At 60.9% G+C, this 17,325-nt stretch carries 19 protein-coding genes; 11 read left to right on the top strand and 8 right to left on the bottom strand.

What is annotated here, in order from left to right:
- Nucleotides 1–42: 42 nt before the first annotated feature.
- From paaA to ACZ2GY_RS13135, 7 genes are all read left to right on the top strand, one after another.
- Entirely contained in the window at nt 43–1,020 is a 978-nt protein-coding gene (gene paaA, locus ACZ2GY_RS13165) for a 1,2-phenylacetyl-CoA epoxidase subunit PaaA (RefSeq protein WP_471672089.1), read from the top strand.
- Complete coding sequence (gene paaB, locus ACZ2GY_RS13160) at nt 1,021–1,374, top strand: 1,2-phenylacetyl-CoA epoxidase subunit PaaB (protein ID WP_056543633.1); 354 nt, start codon at nt 1,021–1,023, stop codon at nt 1,372–1,374.
- Nucleotides 1,371–2,195 (top strand): 1,2-phenylacetyl-CoA epoxidase subunit PaaC, encoded by an 825-nt coding sequence (paaC, locus tag ACZ2GY_RS13155; RefSeq protein WP_471672088.1) that lies wholly within the window; start codon nt 1,371–1,373, stop codon nt 2,193–2,195. The genes paaB and paaC overlap by 4 nt, the downstream gene beginning before the upstream one ends.
- Nucleotides 2,189–2,686 carry a 1,2-phenylacetyl-CoA epoxidase subunit PaaD gene (gene paaD / locus ACZ2GY_RS13150; protein WP_471672087.1) on the top strand — a complete coding sequence of 166 codons (498 nt, stop codon included), beginning with the start codon at nt 2,189–2,191 and terminating at the stop codon, nt 2,684–2,686. Before paaC ends, paaD begins: the two co-directional genes overlap by 7 nt.
- Nucleotides 2,686–3,846: a 1,2-phenylacetyl-CoA epoxidase subunit PaaE gene (gene paaE / locus ACZ2GY_RS13145; RefSeq protein ID WP_277357706.1), complete on the top strand. Its 1,161-nt coding sequence runs from the start codon at nt 2,686–2,688 to the stop codon at nt 3,844–3,846. Before paaD ends, paaE begins: the two co-directional genes overlap by 1 nt.
- Nucleotides 3,847–3,873: 27 nt before the next feature.
- Complete coding sequence (locus ACZ2GY_RS13140) at nt 3,874–4,653, top strand: enoyl-CoA hydratase/isomerase family protein (protein WP_471672086.1); 780 nt, start codon at nt 3,874–3,876, stop codon at nt 4,651–4,653.
- A gap of 68 nt (nt 4,654–4,721) precedes the next feature.
- Nucleotides 4,722–5,318: a nitroreductase family protein gene (locus ACZ2GY_RS13135; protein WP_277357704.1), complete on the top strand. Its 597-nt coding sequence runs from the start codon at nt 4,722–4,724 to the stop codon at nt 5,316–5,318.
- A 246-nt stretch (nt 5,319–5,564) separates the two neighbouring features.
- Here ACZ2GY_RS13135 and ACZ2GY_RS13130 read toward each other — a convergent pair whose 3' ends face one another.
- From ACZ2GY_RS13130 to ACZ2GY_RS13105, 6 genes are all read right to left on the bottom strand, one after another.
- Nucleotides 5,565–6,452 (bottom strand): NAD-dependent epimerase/dehydratase family protein, encoded by an 888-nt coding sequence (locus ACZ2GY_RS13130; RefSeq protein ID WP_471672085.1) that lies wholly within the window; start codon nt 6,450–6,452, stop codon nt 5,565–5,567.
- A 93-nt stretch (nt 6,453–6,545) separates the two neighbouring features.
- Nucleotides 6,546–7,253, bottom strand: a complete 708-nt coding sequence (locus ACZ2GY_RS13125) for a class I SAM-dependent methyltransferase (protein WP_471672084.1) — start codon at nt 7,251–7,253, stop codon at nt 6,546–6,548.
- A gap of 79 nt (nt 7,254–7,332) precedes the next feature.
- A complete protein-coding gene (locus ACZ2GY_RS13120) occupies nt 7,333–7,800 on the bottom strand; it encodes a hypothetical protein (RefSeq protein ID WP_471672083.1) in 468 nt (155 codons plus the stop codon).
- A gap of 780 nt (nt 7,801–8,580) precedes the next feature.
- Nucleotides 8,581–10,191, bottom strand: a complete 1,611-nt coding sequence (locus ACZ2GY_RS13115) for an AAA family ATPase (RefSeq protein ID WP_471672082.1) — start codon at nt 10,189–10,191, stop codon at nt 8,581–8,583.
- Between the two features lie 130 nt (nt 10,192–10,321).
- A complete protein-coding gene (locus ACZ2GY_RS13110; RefSeq protein ID WP_471672081.1) occupies nt 10,322–10,846 on the bottom strand; it encodes a hypothetical protein in 525 nt (174 codons plus the stop codon).
- Between the two features lie 183 nt (nt 10,847–11,029).
- Entirely contained in the window at nt 11,030–11,308 is a 279-nt protein-coding gene (locus tag ACZ2GY_RS13105; RefSeq protein ID WP_471672080.1) for a hypothetical protein, read from the bottom strand.
- A gap of 316 nt (nt 11,309–11,624) precedes the next feature.
- Here ACZ2GY_RS13105 and ACZ2GY_RS13100 point away from each other — a divergent pair, with 316 nt between their 5' ends.
- A complete protein-coding gene (locus ACZ2GY_RS13100) occupies nt 11,625–12,917 on the top strand; it encodes an IS256 family transposase (protein WP_471672079.1) in 1,293 nt (430 codons plus the stop codon).
- A 110-nt stretch (nt 12,918–13,027) separates the two neighbouring features.
- On the opposite strand, the gene ACZ2GY_RS13095 is transcribed toward ACZ2GY_RS13100, so the two are convergent.
- Together ACZ2GY_RS13095 and ACZ2GY_RS13090 are read right to left on the bottom strand one after the other, a co-directional pair.
- Nucleotides 13,028–14,175 (bottom strand): IS3 family transposase gene (locus tag ACZ2GY_RS13095; RefSeq protein WP_471672078.1). Its coding sequence is split into 2 segments (ribosomal slippage): nt 13,028–13,896 and nt 13,896–14,175, totalling 1,149 coding nucleotides; the frame shifts between segments, so codons are not numbered across the junction.
- 128 nt (nt 14,176–14,303) lie between these two features.
- Nucleotides 14,304–15,098 carry an alpha/beta fold hydrolase gene (locus ACZ2GY_RS13090; RefSeq protein WP_471672077.1) on the bottom strand — a complete coding sequence of 265 codons (795 nt, stop codon included), beginning with the start codon at nt 15,096–15,098 and terminating at the stop codon, nt 14,304–14,306.
- A gap of 88 nt (nt 15,099–15,186) precedes the next feature.
- Between ACZ2GY_RS13090 and ACZ2GY_RS13085 the strand changes: the two genes are divergently transcribed.
- From ACZ2GY_RS13085 to ACZ2GY_RS13075, 3 genes are all read left to right on the top strand, one after another.
- Nucleotides 15,187–15,699 (top strand): GNAT family N-acetyltransferase, encoded by a 513-nt coding sequence (locus ACZ2GY_RS13085; RefSeq protein WP_471672076.1) that lies wholly within the window; start codon nt 15,187–15,189, stop codon nt 15,697–15,699.
- Nucleotides 15,700–15,876: 177 nt separating this feature from the next.
- Nucleotides 15,877–16,587, top strand: a complete 711-nt coding sequence (locus tag ACZ2GY_RS13080; protein ID WP_471672075.1) for a hypothetical protein — start codon at nt 15,877–15,879, stop codon at nt 16,585–16,587.
- Nucleotides 16,588–16,809: 222 nt separating this feature from the next.
- Nucleotides 16,810–17,196, top strand: a complete 387-nt coding sequence (locus ACZ2GY_RS13075) for a hypothetical protein (RefSeq protein ID WP_471672074.1) — start codon at nt 16,810–16,812, stop codon at nt 17,194–17,196.
- The last annotated feature ends 129 nt before the right edge of the window (nt 17,197–17,325 follow it).

Here is a 17,325-nt window from a genome sequence, read left to right as displayed (position 1 = left end):
GGGCTGGCACTTGGGCCGGCCTCGCACAGTGAGGTGACCATCATGACAACCGCGACTGACGCTCCGCAGGACCTGACAGCGGAGCAGGAACAGTTCGACAGGCTGATCGCCGAGGACTCCCGTATTGAGCCCCGTGACTGGATGCCCGAGGCTTACCGCAAGACCCTCACCCGCCAGATCTCCCAGCACGCGCATTCCGAAATCATCGGCATGCAGCCGGAGGCCAACTGGATCACGCGCGCGCCGAGCCTCAAGCGCAAGGCCATTCTGATGGCTAAGGTCCAGGACGAAGCCGGGCACGGCCTGTACCTGTACTCAGCGGCGGAGACTCTCGGAACAACTCGCGATTCGATGATGGCTGACCTCATCGCCGGCAAGGCCCGCTACTCCAGCATCTTCAACTACCCCGCGCGCACCTGGGCTGACATGGGTGCCATCGGCTGGTTGGTTGACGGCGCTGCTATCGCCAACCAGGTGCCGCTCTGCCGTGCGTCGTACGGTCCGTACGGGCGTGCGATGGTCCGCATCTGCAAGGAAGAGTCCTTCCACCAGCGCCAGGGATTCGAGATCCTGCTGGAACTCGCAAACGGAACCGAAGCGCAGAAGCAGATGGCGCAGGATGCCGTGAACCGCTGGTACGCGCCAAGCCTCATGATGTTCGGTCCGCCGGATGAGGATTCACCGAACTCCCAGCAGTCCATGGCCTGGAACATCAAGAGGTTCTCCAACGATGAACTGCGCTCGCGCTTCGTGGGCATGATCGTTGAACAGATCAAGACCCTCGGCCTGACCCTCCCGGATGACCAGATCCGCTACAACGAGGCAAGCGGCAAGTGGGAGCACGGGCCACTGGACTGGAACGAGTTCAAGGAAGTCCTCGCCGGCCGGGGACCATGCAACGCCCAGCGCCTCGAGCGGCGTCGCGAAGCGCACGACGACGGCGCCTGGGTCCGTGAGGCCGCAGCGGCTTACGCTGCAAAGCAAGCCGCGAAGCATTCTGAAATGAAAGAGGCGGCATAAATGGTCGGCGGATCAACAACGGGCGACGACGGCTCCAAGGCTCCCAGCGCGGAGCAGCCGGGTCATCCGGCGGCCGAACCGTGGCCGCTATGGGAAGTATTCGTCCGGTCCTCACGCGGTCTCAGCCACGTGCATGCCGGCTCGCTGCACGCCCCTGATGCTGACATGGCCGTCCGCAACGCCCGCGATCTGTACACCAGGCGCAACGAGGGTGTGAGCCTATGGGTGGTACCGGCGTCGTCAATCATTTCCAGCGATCCGGACGCCAAGGGGCAGTTCTTCGAGTCGCCGCAGGGCAAGGACTACCGGCATGCCACCTACTACACCAAGAGCGAAGGGGTGAAGCACCTGTGAGCGAGTCGAATGCGAGCGCCACGCGCATCACTCCGGGTAACGCGCTCCGGCCGGAGGACATTGCGGCGTCAGACGTCAAGCCGAGCGAAGCCGTGGGGGAGTACACGCTGCGCCTGGGTGATGACGCCCTGATTCTTGCGCAGCGTCTGGGCTGGTGGATTTCCCGCGCACCGGAGCTCGAGGAGGACGTGGCGCTGGGCAATATTGCGCTGGACCAGATTGGGCATGCGCGCTCTTTCCTCGCCTACGCCGGGCATGCCTGGGGCAAGACGGAGGATGATCTCGCGTATTTCCGTGGTGAGGACGAGTTCCGCTCCTGCCACCTCGTGGAGCAGCCCAATGGCGATTTCGCGCGGACCATTGCGCGGCAGCTCGTGATTTCCCAGTACCAGTTCACCCTCTATGCCCGGCTGACGAATTCCACCGATGCCACCCTTGCTGCCATCGCGGCCAAGGCCGTGAAGGAAGTTGATTACCACCGGGACCACGCCCGTCAATGGGTGCTGCGCCTGGCGCTGGGCACGGAGGAATCCCGCCGTCGCATCGTCGAGGGGATCCTTCTTACGTGGCCGTACGTGGGCGAGCTCTTCGAGGATGATGATCTTGTGACCGGCCTCGACGGCGTCGCGGTGCGTCCTTCGGACCTCCGCCCGGCCTTCGATACAGACATTGAGTCTCTCTTCGCCGAAGCCGAGCTTGAGGTGCCTGCTGTCCCCTTCGCCGTTGGCGGCGGGCGCTACGGGCGCCACAGCGAACACCTCGGGTACATCCTTGCCGAAATGCAGGTCCTGGCCCGCGAACATCCGGGAGCGACATGGTGACCACAATACTTACCCTTGAGCAGACTGTCTGGGACATCGCCGCAACAGTGGCCGATCCCGAGATTCCTGTGCTCACCATTGAGGATCTCGGTGTTCTTCGCGCGGTGAACATCGACAACGACGGCGCCATCACCGTCACCATTACCCCCACCTACTCGGGGTGCCCGGCCATGGACGCCATCCGCGACGACATCATCACCGCACTCGCGGTGCAGGGCCACACCAACGTGCGGGTCAACCTGGTGCTGTCTCCGGCCTGGACCACGGATTGGATGAGCGCGGCGGGCAAGGCGAAGCTCGAGGAGTACGGCGTTGCGCCGCCCACGGGGAAGGCCGCCGCAGGCAAAGTCAGCATAGGCCTGAGCGTGAAATGCCCGCAGTGCTCATCACTGAACACCCGTGAGCTCACCCGTTTCGGCTCCACCTCCTGTAAGGCGCTCTACGTCTGCCAGGACTGCCGGGAGCCCTTCGACTACTTCAAGGTCCACTAATGGCAGTGAAACTGGCGCCGTCCACCAAGCGGAGAACCGCCTTCCACGAACTGACGGTCGCCGAAGTCCGCAGGCTCACCGAGGATGCCATTGAAGTGACCTTTGCCGTCCCGGAGGAACTGGCCGGCCGGTTTGACTACGTGCCCGGGCAGTACGTAGCCCTGCGAACCACGATGGACATCGACGGGGAACCGAAAGAGGTTCGGCGAAGCTATTCCATCTGCGCCGAGCCGCAGCCGGGGGAGATCCGCGTTGCCATCAAGAAGGATCTCGGCGGTACCTTCTCCACCTGGGCCAACGAATTCCTCAAAGCCGGCGACAAGCTGGACGTGATGAGCCCCATGGGCCAGTTCATCTCGAAGCATCCCATGGCGGGGCTGAACGATCCCGAGAGCATTGACACCACCACCGAGCACTCCTTCGTAGCGGTGGCCGCCGGCTCGGGGATCACGCCGGTCATCGCCATTGCGCGCTCGGTGCTCGCCGCCAGCCCTGCAACCCGGTTCGACCTCATCTACGCCAACAAGGCCGCGATGGACGTCATGTTCCTCGAGGAACTCGCGGACCTGAAGGACCGGTACCCCGCGCGTTTCGCGCTACACCATGTTCTTTCCCGCGAACAGCGCATTTCCCCGCTGTTGAGCGGGCGGATCGACGCCGAAAAGCTGCAGACCATGCTGACCAGCGTCATCCGCACCGAAGAGGTGGACGAGTGGTTCCTGTGCGGTCCCTTCGAACTCGTCCAACTGTGCCGCGACACCCTCGCCGAGCGCGGTGTCGCCCCGGAGAAGATACGTTTCGAGCTGTTCACCACCGGCGAGCCGACCAAACCCGAGGGCCAGATCGGCCGGCCGGTGAAGGACGACGGCAACGCCGATTCCTACTCCATCAACTTCAACCTTGATGGCCTGCAGGGCACAGTCTCCAGCCCGACCCATGCACGCGAGTCCATCCTCAACGCGGCGCTTCGCGTCCGACCTGATGTGCCGTTCGCCTGCGCCGGGGGAGTCTGCGGCACCTGTCGCGCCAAGGTGGTCAGCGGAACCGTGGACATGGAGGAGAACTACGCGCTGGAGCCGGACGAACTGGCGAACGGCTACGTGCTGACGTGCCAGTCGAGGCCAACCAGCCCCGAAGTCACCGTCGATTACGACGCCTGACCCACATCACAGAAGAGGAGCGGTCGCTTGATCGACCTGACCATTGACGGCAACGTCGCCGAGATAGTCCTGGACGCGCCAGAGAAGCTGAACTCCCTCAACGAGGAGGGGCTGTCTGAACTTTCAAAAGCGTACGACGACGCCGCCTCCGCTGCCGCTGAAGGCCGGGTCCGCGCGCTGCTGCTGCGGGGCGAAGGAAGGGCTTTCTGCGCCGGGCGCGATATTTCGCAGGTAACCCCCGAAACCGACGACGCCGTTGCCTACCTGGACGGGCTGGTCACCCCGCTGCTCAAGAAGATGGCGGCCTTTCCCGCTCCTACTTTCGCCGCCGCACACGGCGCCTGCCTCGGGGTAGGACTGGGTCTGTTGATCGCAACGGACGTGGTGTACGTTGCCGACTCAGCGAAGATCGGGTCCCCGTTCGCCAAACTAGGTGCAACGCTGGACTCGGGCGGGCATTGGCTGTTCACTGAACGGCTCGGCGCGCACCGCACGCTCGACCTCATTTATACAGCCGATCTGATGAGTGGTGCGGACGCCGTCGCTTCTGGACTCTTCAGTAGGGCTTTTCCGGCGGAGGAGCTGTTGCCGTCAACGAGGTCCACGGTGGAGCGGGTTGCCGAGGGCGCTACGGGTGCATTCCGCGCGTCGAAGGAACTGGTCGCATCCATTCGTGACCGGAGGCTTGGCTTGTGGGAGTCGGTTGCTGACGAGAACACCGTCCAGGGCGAGCTCTGCAGCAGCCCGGACTACGCCGAAGGATTCCGGGCATTCCAGGAGAAAAAGGCGCCCATTTTCAAGGGGTGACGGCGGCAGGAGTCCTATGTCACAGCCGATTCTGGAATCTCGCCGGAATCCAACTGGTTGTCGCGAGCATGACCTCGACAACACTCGATTCCACCGTCCGCAACGCAGAGACCAGTGTCCCGCTGGTTCCACTGCTCGACGAGCGCTGGAGCCCGCGTTCGTTTGATCCTACAGCCACCCTCACGGACGAGCAGCTCACTGCGCTGCTTGAAGCAGCACGCTGGGCGCCGTCCGCGGCGAACAGCCAGCCCCGCCGCTTTGTTGTGGGCCGCCGCGGGAGCACCACATTCGATGCGATTGTCAAGGCACTCATGGGATTCAACGCCGCGTGGGCAGGAAACTCGTCAGCGCTGATTGTAGCTATTGCGGAGACCTCCACAGTCGAAGGCGAGCCGCGGCAGTGGGCAGAGTATGACCTGGGGCAGTCGGTGGCACACCTCTCGGTTCAGGCACATCATGAGGGTCTTCACACCCACCAGATGGCGGGCGTCGACTGGGACCAGATCACCGCGGCCTTTGATCTGGCGGACAATCTGAAGCCGGTCACCGTGACCGCCGTCGGAGTTGTGGATGAGGCAGAAAAGCTGGTCGATGCGCTTGCTGAGCGTGAGACGGCTCCGCGCACGCGCTTGTCGCTGGACGAACTGGTTCTGGTCCGCGACTGAACGCGAATTCGATACGCTAAAGCAACCAGTTATGCAACGGTTTGAACTCAATACTGCGTAATCTGCGGTGAAGAGCCGACATTTGTCTTTTCGTGGCATTTACTGGGACAGGTGGCCGGAGCAGTCTGCCGGGGGGCCTCATGGGGGATGGTGACATTCAGAACGGGATGTCACCTCCAGTACGGCGGACGTCCGGTCACCACTTTCCTCGTCGTAGTGACTCCAGGATCCAGTCTCTACCTCGGGCTAGCCTAGGCGAAGCTGGTCCAACAACTCCAGTTCCTCGGATCGGCTCAATCCGGACCTGCGTTCACGCTCAAGACCGAGCTCTCGTTCGGCTTCCAGCGTTCGTTGCACCGTTTGCCGAAGAGGCCTTAGTTTCCAGCCCGCCGCACGGAAGGCACTGTTGTCCCGCTGCGCGAAGGCGATGTCTGTCTTGGGAACCCAGAGCGGCAGCGAGCGGGGACCGGCCCAGAATCGGACATCGTGTTCAATGAGCCGTTCATCGAAAACGCAGACCAGCTCACCGGTAAAGCCGGCAACGTCTGCACAAAGCGCGAGCACGTCGGCGAGAGCATGTTGGTTGCCGGTGGCGTTGATGGCGCCGGTGATGCCGCTCTTGCCGGCCTGCGCAATGAAGATGGCGAGATCCTCGACATCAATCACCTCTACCACCCGATCATCAGCGATTGGTGAAAGCATCGGCCCTTCTCCTACGAGAGCGAAGCGTCCAACCCAGTAGCTGAATCTGTCGCTGCCATCCCCAGGGCCCGCAATCAATCCCGGCCGGACAATGAGGAGCCGGTCACCCAGGGCTTTCTGTGACACCTGCTCAGCGGCGACTTTCGCTTGCCCATAATCATTCAGATCCACCGGCTTGAGTAGAGGTGCGGACTCCTCGGCACCCGCGTCGGTGTTCGTCGCGTACACGGAGACCGAGGAGACCAGGGTCCAGTGCTTCGCATTGTCGGCAAGGGCATCGAGTGCGCCCCGCACCATCGCCGGGTCGTAGGACAGTTCGATAGCTTCGTCCCAGGCCTCATTGGCGACCGCCGCGTAGGCACCTGGTGAACGTCGATCCGACGGGACGAAGACGGCCCCGGCAGGTGCTTGTCCGGACTCGCCGCGCGCCAACACGTCACCGCGTCGCCGCTGGCCAGCAATTGCTCGGCGATCTCGAAACCAAGCCAAGCAGTTCCCCCGAGCACCAGGACGTTACGCATTTGTTCAGTCGCCAGCTTTGAGCACAAAGAAGATGAAGGACAAGAACGCCGTCTTCTCGCCGTCAAGGATGCGTTGCGGAAGGAGTTCGCGCGGGGTTTCTGGAGATGGCGCTGGCTCGCTGACGGTGACTATGCGGTATCCCGCCGATGTAAAGGCGTTGATCATGGCGTGGAGTGGTCGATGCCAGAAGGTCAGGACCGCGGGCTCGCCATCGAATTCGTAGTCCTCCGAGTACTGTCGGATGGCGAAGTAGTCCTCGTCGGGTTGGTTGATCACGCTGACCGTGGGGTGGTTGACCGACAGGATCAGGCGACCCCCGGGCTTCAGTACCCGTCGCAGTTCGGCAAGGGGGCCTGACCAGTCCTCGAGATAGTGCAGGACCAGGGACGAGACAACGACGTCGAAGGAGCTGTCGGTGAAAGGGAGCGGTTTGCTGAGGTCGGCCACGTGCAGGTCCGCGGTGGTGCCTAATCGCTGTCGCGCCAGTTCGAGCATCGCGGGGCTGGAATCAAAGCCGGTCATGATGGCGCCCCTCGCCCTCAGAGCGGCGGACAGTGGCCCGGAGCCGCACCCTGCGTCAAGGACCCGGTGACCGTCGACGTCGCCGGCGAGGCCAATCATTGCCGGCCGTTCGTAGTAGGCGTTGAGAAGGCTGGACTCGTTTTCCGTCGAGTAGCTCTCGGCGAAACTGTCATAGAGGTCGGCTTTCACGAATCCTCGCTCTCGGGAGAACGTTCATGGTCAGTTCGATCAGTTCGAAGCAGCACGGCAGGCCAGGCGCGATCCTCCGTCATGTGCAGCTTTCCTGACCGGTCAGCACGATTCTGTTGGTTATATCAGCAGTGAAGTCGCGATTGCCGTCCGCGTACGTCATTCGAATGCCCTCTGCTTCTCCATTGGCGGCCGGGTCGGAAAGGCTCAGGGAAACGATGACGTTGGCGGATTTCCCGGGTCTCAGAGTGAACCTTTTAAGGATCTCTCGGCGTTCCCAATTTTCAGTCTCGGCCGAGTTAGCAGGTACGGTGCTGGCAGTTCCAAGTACCGCACCGGAACCCCGATCCGACATGCCCTCGATCAACATGACGTAGCTCTCCTCATGCTGAAGACCTCTCGGCGTGATCAGGTCCGCACCGAAGAGGATCAAATCCGTATCCCCGTGATTGGTGACTACTTCGCCGAACGCTGCAAATCCTTCATCGGGGGTGGGCGTACACGTTTCTGAACCGCTTCCCACTGTGAGTGGCCCATCGGTGCCCACCGCTGAACAAGCAGTGGTGGGAGCGGTTAGTGCAAGCGCCGCGAGGAAGAGCCAGGTTCGGTTGCTCACCGCGAAGTTGACTGGCGGCCGGAGGTCATCATGTTCCGGATACTACCTGTGAAGTCGAAGATTCGGCTCGAGCTGGTTTTGTTAGGAGTGCGTTGCTTCTGGTTTGTCGAGGCCAATGAAAGGTGCGAGCGCGCGTCTGAAGTCGTCCTGAGCGCCTCGAGGGATGGTGGAGGCACCTAAGCTGATTGATACTGATTGGCCGGTTCCGTCGGGATAATGCTCGGCAGATTTTCCGGTTAGATCCTTGGTCACATCGGTGATGGAGAGGGAGAGCCACTGGGAGTTTCCTCGCGCTGTGGCGTTCCCACTGCCAGTATTGGTAAGGGTTCCCGGTGCCGTATCGATCCTGGAGTTCCTTCTGCCAGGCTTCTTCGACCGGGTAAGGGGATCGCTCGTGATCAAGAACCAGTTCATTGAGTCCGAAGGAGGCGACGACGGTGTCCACTTCTTCTACAATGTTCCGCCATGCGTCCGACCCAGCAGGTGCCGAATCGCTGACGCTGCCTGCCGAGTTGTACGTAGTGAGCATGGAGTCTCCGCCATACCCGTTCTCTGCGTAGGGATACCAGCCGCTTTGACCTTCCTCGCTCCACCAGGGGTTGCGAGTGCGCAATGGGAATCACTTCTCCTGATTGGGATCGCTTGTTCACCGTGCGATTGCTCCCAAAGCGTCATTCGATCTTGAGGCAGCGGACGAAACTACGCCGATATCTACTGTTCTGAACGCTGCTCGTGACCGTGCGTCGTGTCCATGTCCGTATCCTGGATGTGGTTCTCACGGTCGACGACATCACCTTGTGGGTGATGAGCGTCCGCTACATCCTGGTGGTCGTCAAAAGTCACGGACATGGTCGAGCTATACGCCGGCGCATAGGACCCGGAATAGTGCTCGGCATGAGGACGATACCCGTAGGACGAACTGCTATCTAGCCCCGGTCCGTCTTTGGCCAGTTGAGAGTTGCTACCCAGCAGGCTTCGGGTGAGGACGGCACTGTCTGCCATCAACTCTTTCACCGCGCCTAGCAGGTGGTGGTCGCTCAAGGGGGTCGCATCAGACGCTGCAGCAAGCACGGCACGGCGAACGAGTTCCTTGGTGAAGGACGCCGTCGTTCCCTCGGTTCCTACCGCTGCTGCGTGGACAGCTTCCGGACTAAACGCTTCCCGCGGTGCGTAAAGCTGCAACAGATCAGCACGTTCACCCTCATCCGGAAGCGGAATCTCGACAGCAAGGTCTACCCGGCCGGGACGCTGCGCAAGGGCGCGTTCGAGCATGTCCACACGATTGGTGGTGAGCACGAACGTGACGTCCGCATCGTCGTCGAGGCCGTCCATGGCGTCCAGCACTTCGAAGAGCAGGGGTTGCGGGCCATGGCCGAAGCTGCGGTCTTCCGCGATGAGGTCACAATCTTCAAGCACCACGATGGACGGTTGAAGAGCTCGTGCCATCCGGGCTGCCTCACCCACGTGGGCCAGCGTGCCTCCGGACAAGATGATGGCCGTTGTCCCCGCGCTGGCGCTCAACAGGTAACGCACGGTGTGTGTTTTGCCCGTGCCGGGCGGACCGTACAGCAGGATCCCCCGCTTGAGATGTTGTCCGGCTGCGACCAGTTCCTTCTTATGAGCGGCAATTCCGAGGGCATGCTCGCTAATCCTGGCCAGGAGACCGTCAGGCAACACGATCTGGGCCCTCGTCAGATCCGGTCGCCGGTGGAATGTGACGCCCGCACTACTAGGATCAAACTCATCGACGGTGAAGGACAGTATTTGTCCTTTGAGGATGCTTTCGCTCTGCATGCGGCGCCGAAATACGGCGAGGAAGTCCGCTGTGACCGCCGCATCCGCACAGAGCACTTCCATTGAAGCGGACTGCCGACCATATCGGGGTTCCGCTTTGCGCTGCAGGAGTGCGATCGGTTCGCCGTTGTGGTGAAAGAGGCGCAGACCGAGCGCAACAGTTTGTCGTTGCTCGTCAGGACCGACTGGCAGATTAGCGTAGTCAGGCTGCGAGAGCGGAAAGTTTGGATACATGTCGGACTGCTGGACCATGTCGCTCAAGGACATATGGTGTCGCTGGTCACCGCCGCCGATGCCAGTCAGGGTGCTGTTCTCACCCACGAGCGAGGCGAGGATGATATCCGCGTCCACCAACCGGTGAACAGGCACTTCTTCAACAACCAGCGGAAGGGATGATGGCGGAGCGCCGAGGTGGGAAGCCAAGGCATTGACCAGTTCCCGACCACGTTCCGAGGTAGGTTGCGCCGACTGCACAAGCCTGACCATCGCACCGAAATCACTGACGAACTTCGCCGTATCATCCCCCATGCAAGGAGGCTAGCAGCCCCCGTCAAGAAGCCTTCCGGGTAGCTCACAAGAAGGGGAAGTGAATCAACTGGATCCTTCAGGAGGTGACTGCACGGAGACTCCTCGCTATGTCGGAAGTTGCTTGTTCCAATCAGTGGTTGAGAACTCCGCACGATTTGAAGAAGTTGCGCAGATTTGTGGAGTCGCCCTCGTATGCGGTGTCGACCACTGCGGAGTCGAAAACTTCAGGGTTCTGATGGTGAGTCACTATAGCTGGCAAGGATGTGTACTTTTCGATCTCGTTCAACGCTGAGCGTGCACCTGCGGCATCGCCGGTATCGGAAGCTTCGATGTACTCCGCTGTCCACGCGCACAGCCAGAACTCAGCAATACTCGTTTCTGCCACACCCACTTCAACAACAACGTCGTGCCCTGCGGCAGCTGGTGCCACCGCGTTCTCGGCGGGCCAGACGTACCCAGCTGGTAGCTCCTCGGGAAACTGATTGATCGCCTGTTGCCTAGCTTCGGGCATTTCAGCGGCACTGATCATTTCATTGGCATCGGCTGTGGAAGCGCCGACCACGGTCTCCACTTCAGACGCTGATGGCGCCGCACAACCGGCCAGCAACAAACCCGTGAACAGCACACCGGTAGCACGGACCCGGACTAGTTTCATTGCAATCCCCCAAAATCAACGAATGCTAGGGAGACTGATTCTACTGACACTTCCGCACCAGAGGCATTCGGCGCGTGCGGACACTCTTCGGTAAGGGGAACCGACGCCCGTATGATCGACCCTTCACCGCGCCCTTCCGGCGTCGATTGGGAGGGGTGCCGAACCGGAACGAGCATCCCCAGGCTACGTGCTTCGGCCTGAGTCGTGAGATTCGGAGCGGCGTTTTTCTGGCTTCAGGTCTTGAGCTTCCATCGGTTCGAAACCATAGAGTTCGGACTGAATTCCACCGGACTTGAAGACTGGCCCAAGTACGTCCTTCTTGACCCCGTCCTTTCCCCGGCGAGATATGACGATGATCAGCCTGACGAGGATGCCGCCGATGATGATCAGGAGTATCGCGGACCCGATGATCCCTCCGATCGCTGGAGAGCCGGACGAAACGGCGATTGTGTTGTCCAACATGACCGGCACTACCGCGTCTCACTTCGCGGTGAGTCGTTAGAAGAACCGCTCGTGTTCGGATGAAGTGAGAACTCGTGACCATTCCATAGCAGCATAGCGGCCCCTGCCGGAAAGAAGAACAGGGCTGGAAGCCACTGCCAAATCGCTAGAACGGCCAGAGATACAACCATCATCACCAAACCAATGATTCGCACTGACCTAACCATCGCACTCTCCTAATCGCTGTTGATCAAAAGGGACGCTCCCGGGACTGTGGAAATAACGGTGTATCCGGCTCGACACGCCGGGCGGTAAGCCTGGCGGTGAGGAGCCCGATATGGCCGCAACACTTGAGGCTGTGCCGAGTACGAAAACCGCTGAGAAGAAAACAGAGACAACTGAGGCTGATGCTGCCCGCGAGCTGGTTCGGATGGCGAAGGACCAGGGTCTGTCGCTGACCGGTCCGGACGGTCTGCTCAAGCAGCTGACCAAGACCGTGATCGAGACTGCGCTCGATGAGGAAATGACCGAGCACCTCGGATACGAAAAGCACGACGCGTCCAGCAAGCAGACCGCGAACTCCCGCAACGGCGTGCGACCGAAAACGGTGTTGACGGAGACCACCGGCCCGGTGGAGGTGGACGTGCCGCGGGACCGGGACGGCACGTTCTCACCGGTCATCGTCAAGAAACGTCAGCGCCGCCTGACCGGTGTGGATGAGATGGTCCTCTCGCTCTACGCCAAGGGCCTGACCACCGGGGAGATCAGTGCGCACTTCGCCGAGATCTACGGTGCCTCCGTATCGAAGGAGACGGTCTCGCGGATCACCGACAGGGTGCTTGAGGAGATGGCTGCCTGGCAGAACCGGCCGTTGGACGAGGTATACGCTGCGATCTTCATCGACGCTATCGTGGTCAAGATCCGAGACGGGCAGGTCGCCAACCGCCCGATTTATGCCGCGATCGGGGTGACCCTGGCGGGGGAGAAGGACATCCTGGGGCTCTGGGCCGGCACCGGCGGGGAGGGCGCGAAGTTCTGGATGAGTGTCCTGACCGACATCAAGAACCGCGGCGTCAAAGACAGTTTCTTCCTGGTCTGCGACGGGCTCAAGGGCCTGCCTGAAGTGGTCTCCAACGTCTGGCCGCTAACGACCGTTCAGACCTGCATCATCCACTTGATCCGCAATACCTTCCGGCTGGCTTCGAAGGCGGACTGGGACGCGCTCAAACGTGACGTGAAGCCCATCTACACCGCTGTGAATGCCGCGGCGGCCAGGACGGCGTTCGAAGAGCTCACCGAGCGGTGGGGCAGGAAATACGGGGCCATCGTGCGGCTGTGGGAGAACGCGTGGGAGGAGTTCATCCCGTTCCTGGACTACGACGTAGAGATCCGGCGTGTGATCTGCTCAACCAACGCGATCGAATCCCTCAACGCCAGGTACCGGCGCGCCGTGAAGGCCCGCGGTCATTTCCCCACCGAGCAGGCTGCGCTAAAGTGCCTGTATCTGGTCACCCGATCCCTCGATCCGACCGGTGCCGGCAAGACCCGATGGGCAGTGCGTTGGAAGCCCGCTTTGAACGCCTTCGCCATTACTTTCAGCGACCGATTCCCGGCCGCTGAAAACTACTAAACAAAACCGCCGGATACACCGTTAATGAGACAGTCCCACGCTCCCTGAATTAGGGCAAAATTACCCACGGGACTGCCCACGTTTTGGTTGACTCGTGGGGTTGATAGTTTTTAGGCGGCTAGCGCCATGTTGTTGATTGTCTCAAACTCGATCGGGGTTAGTTTACCGAGGGCTTTCTGCCGTCGCCGGCGGTGGTGGGTTCTCTCGATCCAGGTGATGATGGCCAGGCGTAGTTCTTGGCGGGTTTCCCACCGTTTCCGGTTAAGCACGTTCTTCTGCAACAGGGCGAAGAACGATTCCATGGCGGCATTATCGCCGCACGCGCCGACCCTGCCCATCGAGCCTTTCAGCCCGCTGGCGTGCAGTGCGGAGACGAACTTACGGGACCGGAACTGGCTACCCCTGTCGGAGTGCACCACGGTCCCGGACGGGCTCCTGAGCGCGACGGCATGAGCCAACGCGGCCACGGCCAGGGAGGCTTTCATCCGCCCGTCGATGGAGTAGCCCACAATCCGGTTCGAATACAGGTCCTTGATCGCGCACAGGTAGAGCTTGCCCTCCGCGGTGGGGTGCTCGGTGATGTCCGTGACCCACTTCGTATCCGGTGCCTCGGCGCTGAAGTCCCGCTCGAGCAGGTCATCGTGGACCGGCGGTCCTGCCTGGCGCCCTCCGACCCGTTTACGGTGGATGACCGAGAGGATCCCGTTCGCCGAACAGAGCCGCCAGATCCTGCGTTCGCTGGCCACCGGTGCAGTGCCGGCGTTGAGTTCATCGGCGATGAACCGGTACCCGAACGCGGGGTCATCGGCGTGCACGTCAATCGCGGCGTTGATCAGGTGCGCTTCCTCCCAATCCCGGGCCGAGACAGGGTTTGCCTTCCACTTGTAGAAGGCCTGTTTGGAGAAGTTCAGTATCCGGCAGGTCACCGTGACGGGAACACCGTCAGCGGCAAGGTCAAGGACCAGCGGAAACATCATTTTGGGTTGACATCCCGCGACAGATACGCGACGGCCCGGCGCATGACTTCGGCTTCCTGTTCCAAAAGCTTGATACGCTTTTTCGCTTCCCGCAGCTCCGCGGATTCTTCCTTTGCCGCCCTGGTTTTGGGGTCGTCTTCCTCGTCGGCTTTCTTCAACCAGCGGTGCAGCGCAGCCGGTGAAACGCCGAAGTCCTTGGCGATGGTGGTCAGGGGCGCTTCGCCCCTGCGGGCAACCGCGACCACGTCACGGCGGAACTCTTCGGGAAAGGCCTTGGGCATGATGAACATCCTTCCACCCGCGAGGTTCATCCTCACAGGTCAGGAGTCAACCAAACCTTCAGCAGTCCCGGACCCGAAGATATGCAACGTCACCGTTACCGTCTGGCAAAGCGAACTGAGCGGATCCCTCACCGTGTGCCTACAAAGCGTGCGAGAGTATGGATCCATTGGTCGGAGGCATCGAGGTGCGCGTCATGTGATGCGTTCGCCAAGTCGACGCGGGAAACGTTCATGCCGCGCTGAGTGAAAAGGTCCTTTTGCTCGTCGGTGAACATGCCGTTTTCGGCGTAGATGACAAGCGTGGGAATTCTTATGCTCTTCCATTCCTCCCACCGTGCAGACGTAACGGCGGTGATGGTCTGGACCATCACGTCCGGATCGAATCTTGGATAGAAACCATCGTGGCGTTGCTCCAAGTCGGAAACCCATGCCTGGGCAAGTGGAGTGTCACCGAGCGCGGTTCGAGCCGACTCGCGAGTCGGAAACGGAACCTTCCAGGATCGGAAGTAGTCACCCATCGCCGTATGGTCTTGAGCTGATCCTTCGCCGGCGTAGCACTCAAGAAGGACGAGCCGACGGACCAGGACAGGATGTGATGCCGCGACAAGCATCGCCGTATGCGCACCCATTGACTGACCCACAAGATCCACGGCGCCAAGCCCTTCAGCCTTGATGACGCGGACCACGTCGTCGATGAACGCCTGCCGTGATGTATCGACCGGTAGTCGGCTGCTGAGCCCATGGCCGCGCTGGTCCATCAGGACGACTTTACGTCCCTTCAAGGCGTGCGCGGTAGGCAGGAATTCACGGCTGCTTCCGGCGAGCCCGTGAAGAATCGTCACTGCAGGCTCTGCGCCGTCGAAAACGGTGTAGGAGATGGTGACACCATCGTCGGCTGTGACTTCTCGGACCGTGCTTTCCATTCGGCAATCCTACGGAGGAGGTGAATCCAATCGAGAAAGGCGATCCTCCATCGAACATCGCGCAGGACATAGATGGGAGACTGCGAAAGTGATTCGTACTCTGAACTTACCCGTCAGCCTCAGCGCCAAGGCACAGGAGTTCACCCTGCGCCGAGCCACCGAACACGACCTGGGGGCGCTGATGCTTCTTCTCGCGGATGACCCAATTAGCGCAACGAGGGGTGATGAAGCCAATGAAGCTGACACCGCCTCCTACCTCTCTGCATTGACCGCGATCATCACAGACCCCTCCAACGGGCTACTCGTGGTGGTGAGCGAGACAGACGAGCCTCTGGCAACGATGCAGCTCACACGAATACCCGGCATGGCCCGACGCGGATCGACTCGGCTTCTGATCGAAACCGTCCGCGTCCGCAGTGATCACCGGTCAAGTGGTATTGGATCAACCATGATGCGCTGGGTGACTGGAACTGCAGCACCCGCTGTGGAGGCGTCCCTCGTGCAGCTCACCTCTGACGAGGCACGCCAGGACGCCCACCGTTTCTATGAGCAATTGGGCTTCGTCGCATCGCATCGCGGGTTCAAGTACAAAATTGAATGAAGCCGTTCATCATCGGACGGTGTATTCCAGTCGCCATCCTCCACCGCCCTTTCTCGAGCGGTGGAGGATCGGGCGGGAGGTGATGGGAAGATTCCTTGCCGGCACAAGTCCTGCCCCTCCTGCACCTGCCCGTGTTCGGCTATTCCTCGGTACATTCGGCGATGGCATAGTGAGGCCATGGATATCGATCGAAGCCAACAGCCAATCGATTTGCCGGCTCCACCTACTGCGGATGAGATTGCTGAGCGGATGGCTGTTCCGCTGCTGACGCTCGTGGATCAGGTGACGATAGAGGAAGCAGGTGCGGGTCGAGCTTTCCAGACCCAAGGCGGATTCCCCCTCGTGGAGTACGCCGATCTCTCATACACGCTCTTGCGGTACCCACATGATCGTGATGACCCTCGGAACTTGGAGGACCTATCACCAGAGGTAAAGGCCGGCCTCGACGTAGATCCAGTCGGGCCGCTACCCGATTGGCTGCTGGAAGTGCGCGATCGAATGCGGTACCCGATGATTTGGGAAGGCGTGCGCACAACGCACTTCTTCCAAGAAGGCCCTGAAACACCAGAAGAGTTACTGGCCGAACACATGAACTACATCGTCATGAACGTCTTCCGGGACGAGCGCGTCGCCGGCGGATTTCCCGGCGAGGTCACCGGCCGCGTCGAAGCCAGTCATGCCCAGGGCGGGCACTCGATCGTGGTAGACGGCGACAAGATGGACGGCATTCGCGTCGATACGGATGCTCACGTTCTAGGACTTGGGGTCGCTGTCGATTCCCTAATCCTCACAGCAGTAATACCTCGGAAGTACCTGCCATACCTTCGCCTGGAGTTCGCCACACGTCGCTCGCGATCCGCCGAGGCTCGCACGGCTGATGGGCGATAAGCCGAACACGGCCAAATGCCCTACCCTCGCGGTTACCTATCGATCCCTCGTCGGTCGTTTCTCCACCGCCACGAGGGTAAGCAGCACCGCAACTAGTATGTGGTGATGGGGAGACTACTGGATCAACAGCAGCGACGCCTCTTGCCGCTCGTGATGGCAGGGGTCCTGGCCACCGCAGCCTTTGCGTGGATCGGTGCGATGCAAATCCTTGTATGGAACCCAATGGCCGCGGTTCCTGGAATGGGAATCGAGCAAATCAAGGCGGCTATGGCCGCAGCTAATGAACCACTTCGGGAAGGACCCGTATATGGCTGGGCTGTTCTCGGGCCGGCCATAGCCGTTGCAGTAGGCATTTACGCGATCGTCAAGGTTCCAGATCTACGATGGACGATCACGCGTTGGTTTCTCACCCTGCTCGTGCTCGGTACACCGACCTACTTCTTCGCATCTTTCAATCCTGGAATGAGCATCGCTGATGCTTTCGCTACATCCGGAGGGGACCATGCCCCTTGGAGCGGGATCCTTTACGGCGTCAGCTTACTCGCCCTGATTGCCTTGGTGCTGACCGCTACTAAGCGTGACGCGGAGGGCGAGAAAGCCCGGAAATAGCGCACTTAGTGTCTCTACGACGACCAACTCTCCAGGAGTGCAAAACCTCAGCTCGACATTGGTCATGAAAACCATCGTGGACCAGCGACCCATACCCCTCTGAGCTATTTCGATCCCTCACCGTTCTTG

The sequence above is a fragment of the Arthrobacter sp. KKT183 genome (assembly GCF_055657625.1).
Note: the sequence above shows the minus strand (reverse complement) of the source record. Positions and strands in the feature narration are given on the sequence as shown.

Bases quoted from the DNA above. Each gene is read 5' to 3' on its own strand.
- ACZ2GY_RS13115 (WP_471672082.1), bottom strand. From the start codon at position 10,191: ATGGGGGATGATACGGCGAAGTTCGTCAGTGATTTCGGTGCGATGGTC.
- ACZ2GY_RS13080 (WP_471672075.1), top strand. From the start codon at position 15,877: ATGGATATCGATCGAAGCCAACAGCCAATCGATTTGCCGGCTCCACCT.
- ACZ2GY_RS13075 (WP_471672074.1), top strand. From the start codon at position 16,810: ATGGCCGCGGTTCCTGGAATGGGAATCGAGCAAATCAAGGCGGCTATG.
- ACZ2GY_RS13105 (WP_471672080.1), bottom strand. From the start codon at position 11,308: ATGTTGGACAACACAATCGCCGTTTCGTCCGGCTCTCCAGCGATCGGA.
- paaE (WP_277357706.1), top strand. From the start codon at position 2,686: ATGGCAGTGAAACTGGCGCCGTCCACCAAGCGGAGAACCGCCTTCCAC.
- ACZ2GY_RS13090 (WP_471672077.1), bottom strand. From the start codon at position 15,098: ATGGAAAGCACGGTCCGAGAAGTCACAGCCGACGATGGTGTCACCATC.
- paaB (WP_056543633.1), top strand. From the start codon at position 1,021: ATGGTCGGCGGATCAACAACGGGCGACGACGGCTCCAAGGCTCCCAGC.
- ACZ2GY_RS13100 (WP_471672079.1), top strand. From the start codon at position 11,625: ATGGCCGCAACACTTGAGGCTGTGCCGAGTACGAAAACCGCTGAGAAG.
- ACZ2GY_RS13135 (WP_277357704.1), top strand. From the start codon at position 4,722: ATGACCTCGACAACACTCGATTCCACCGTCCGCAACGCAGAGACCAGT.
- paaA (WP_471672089.1), top strand. From the start codon at position 43: ATGACAACCGCGACTGACGCTCCGCAGGACCTGACAGCGGAGCAGGAA.
- ACZ2GY_RS13110 (WP_471672081.1), bottom strand. From the start codon at position 10,846: ATGAAACTAGTCCGGGTCCGTGCTACCGGTGTGCTGTTCACGGGTTTG.
- paaD (WP_471672087.1), top strand. From the start codon at position 2,189: ATGGTGACCACAATACTTACCCTTGAGCAGACTGTCTGGGACATCGCC.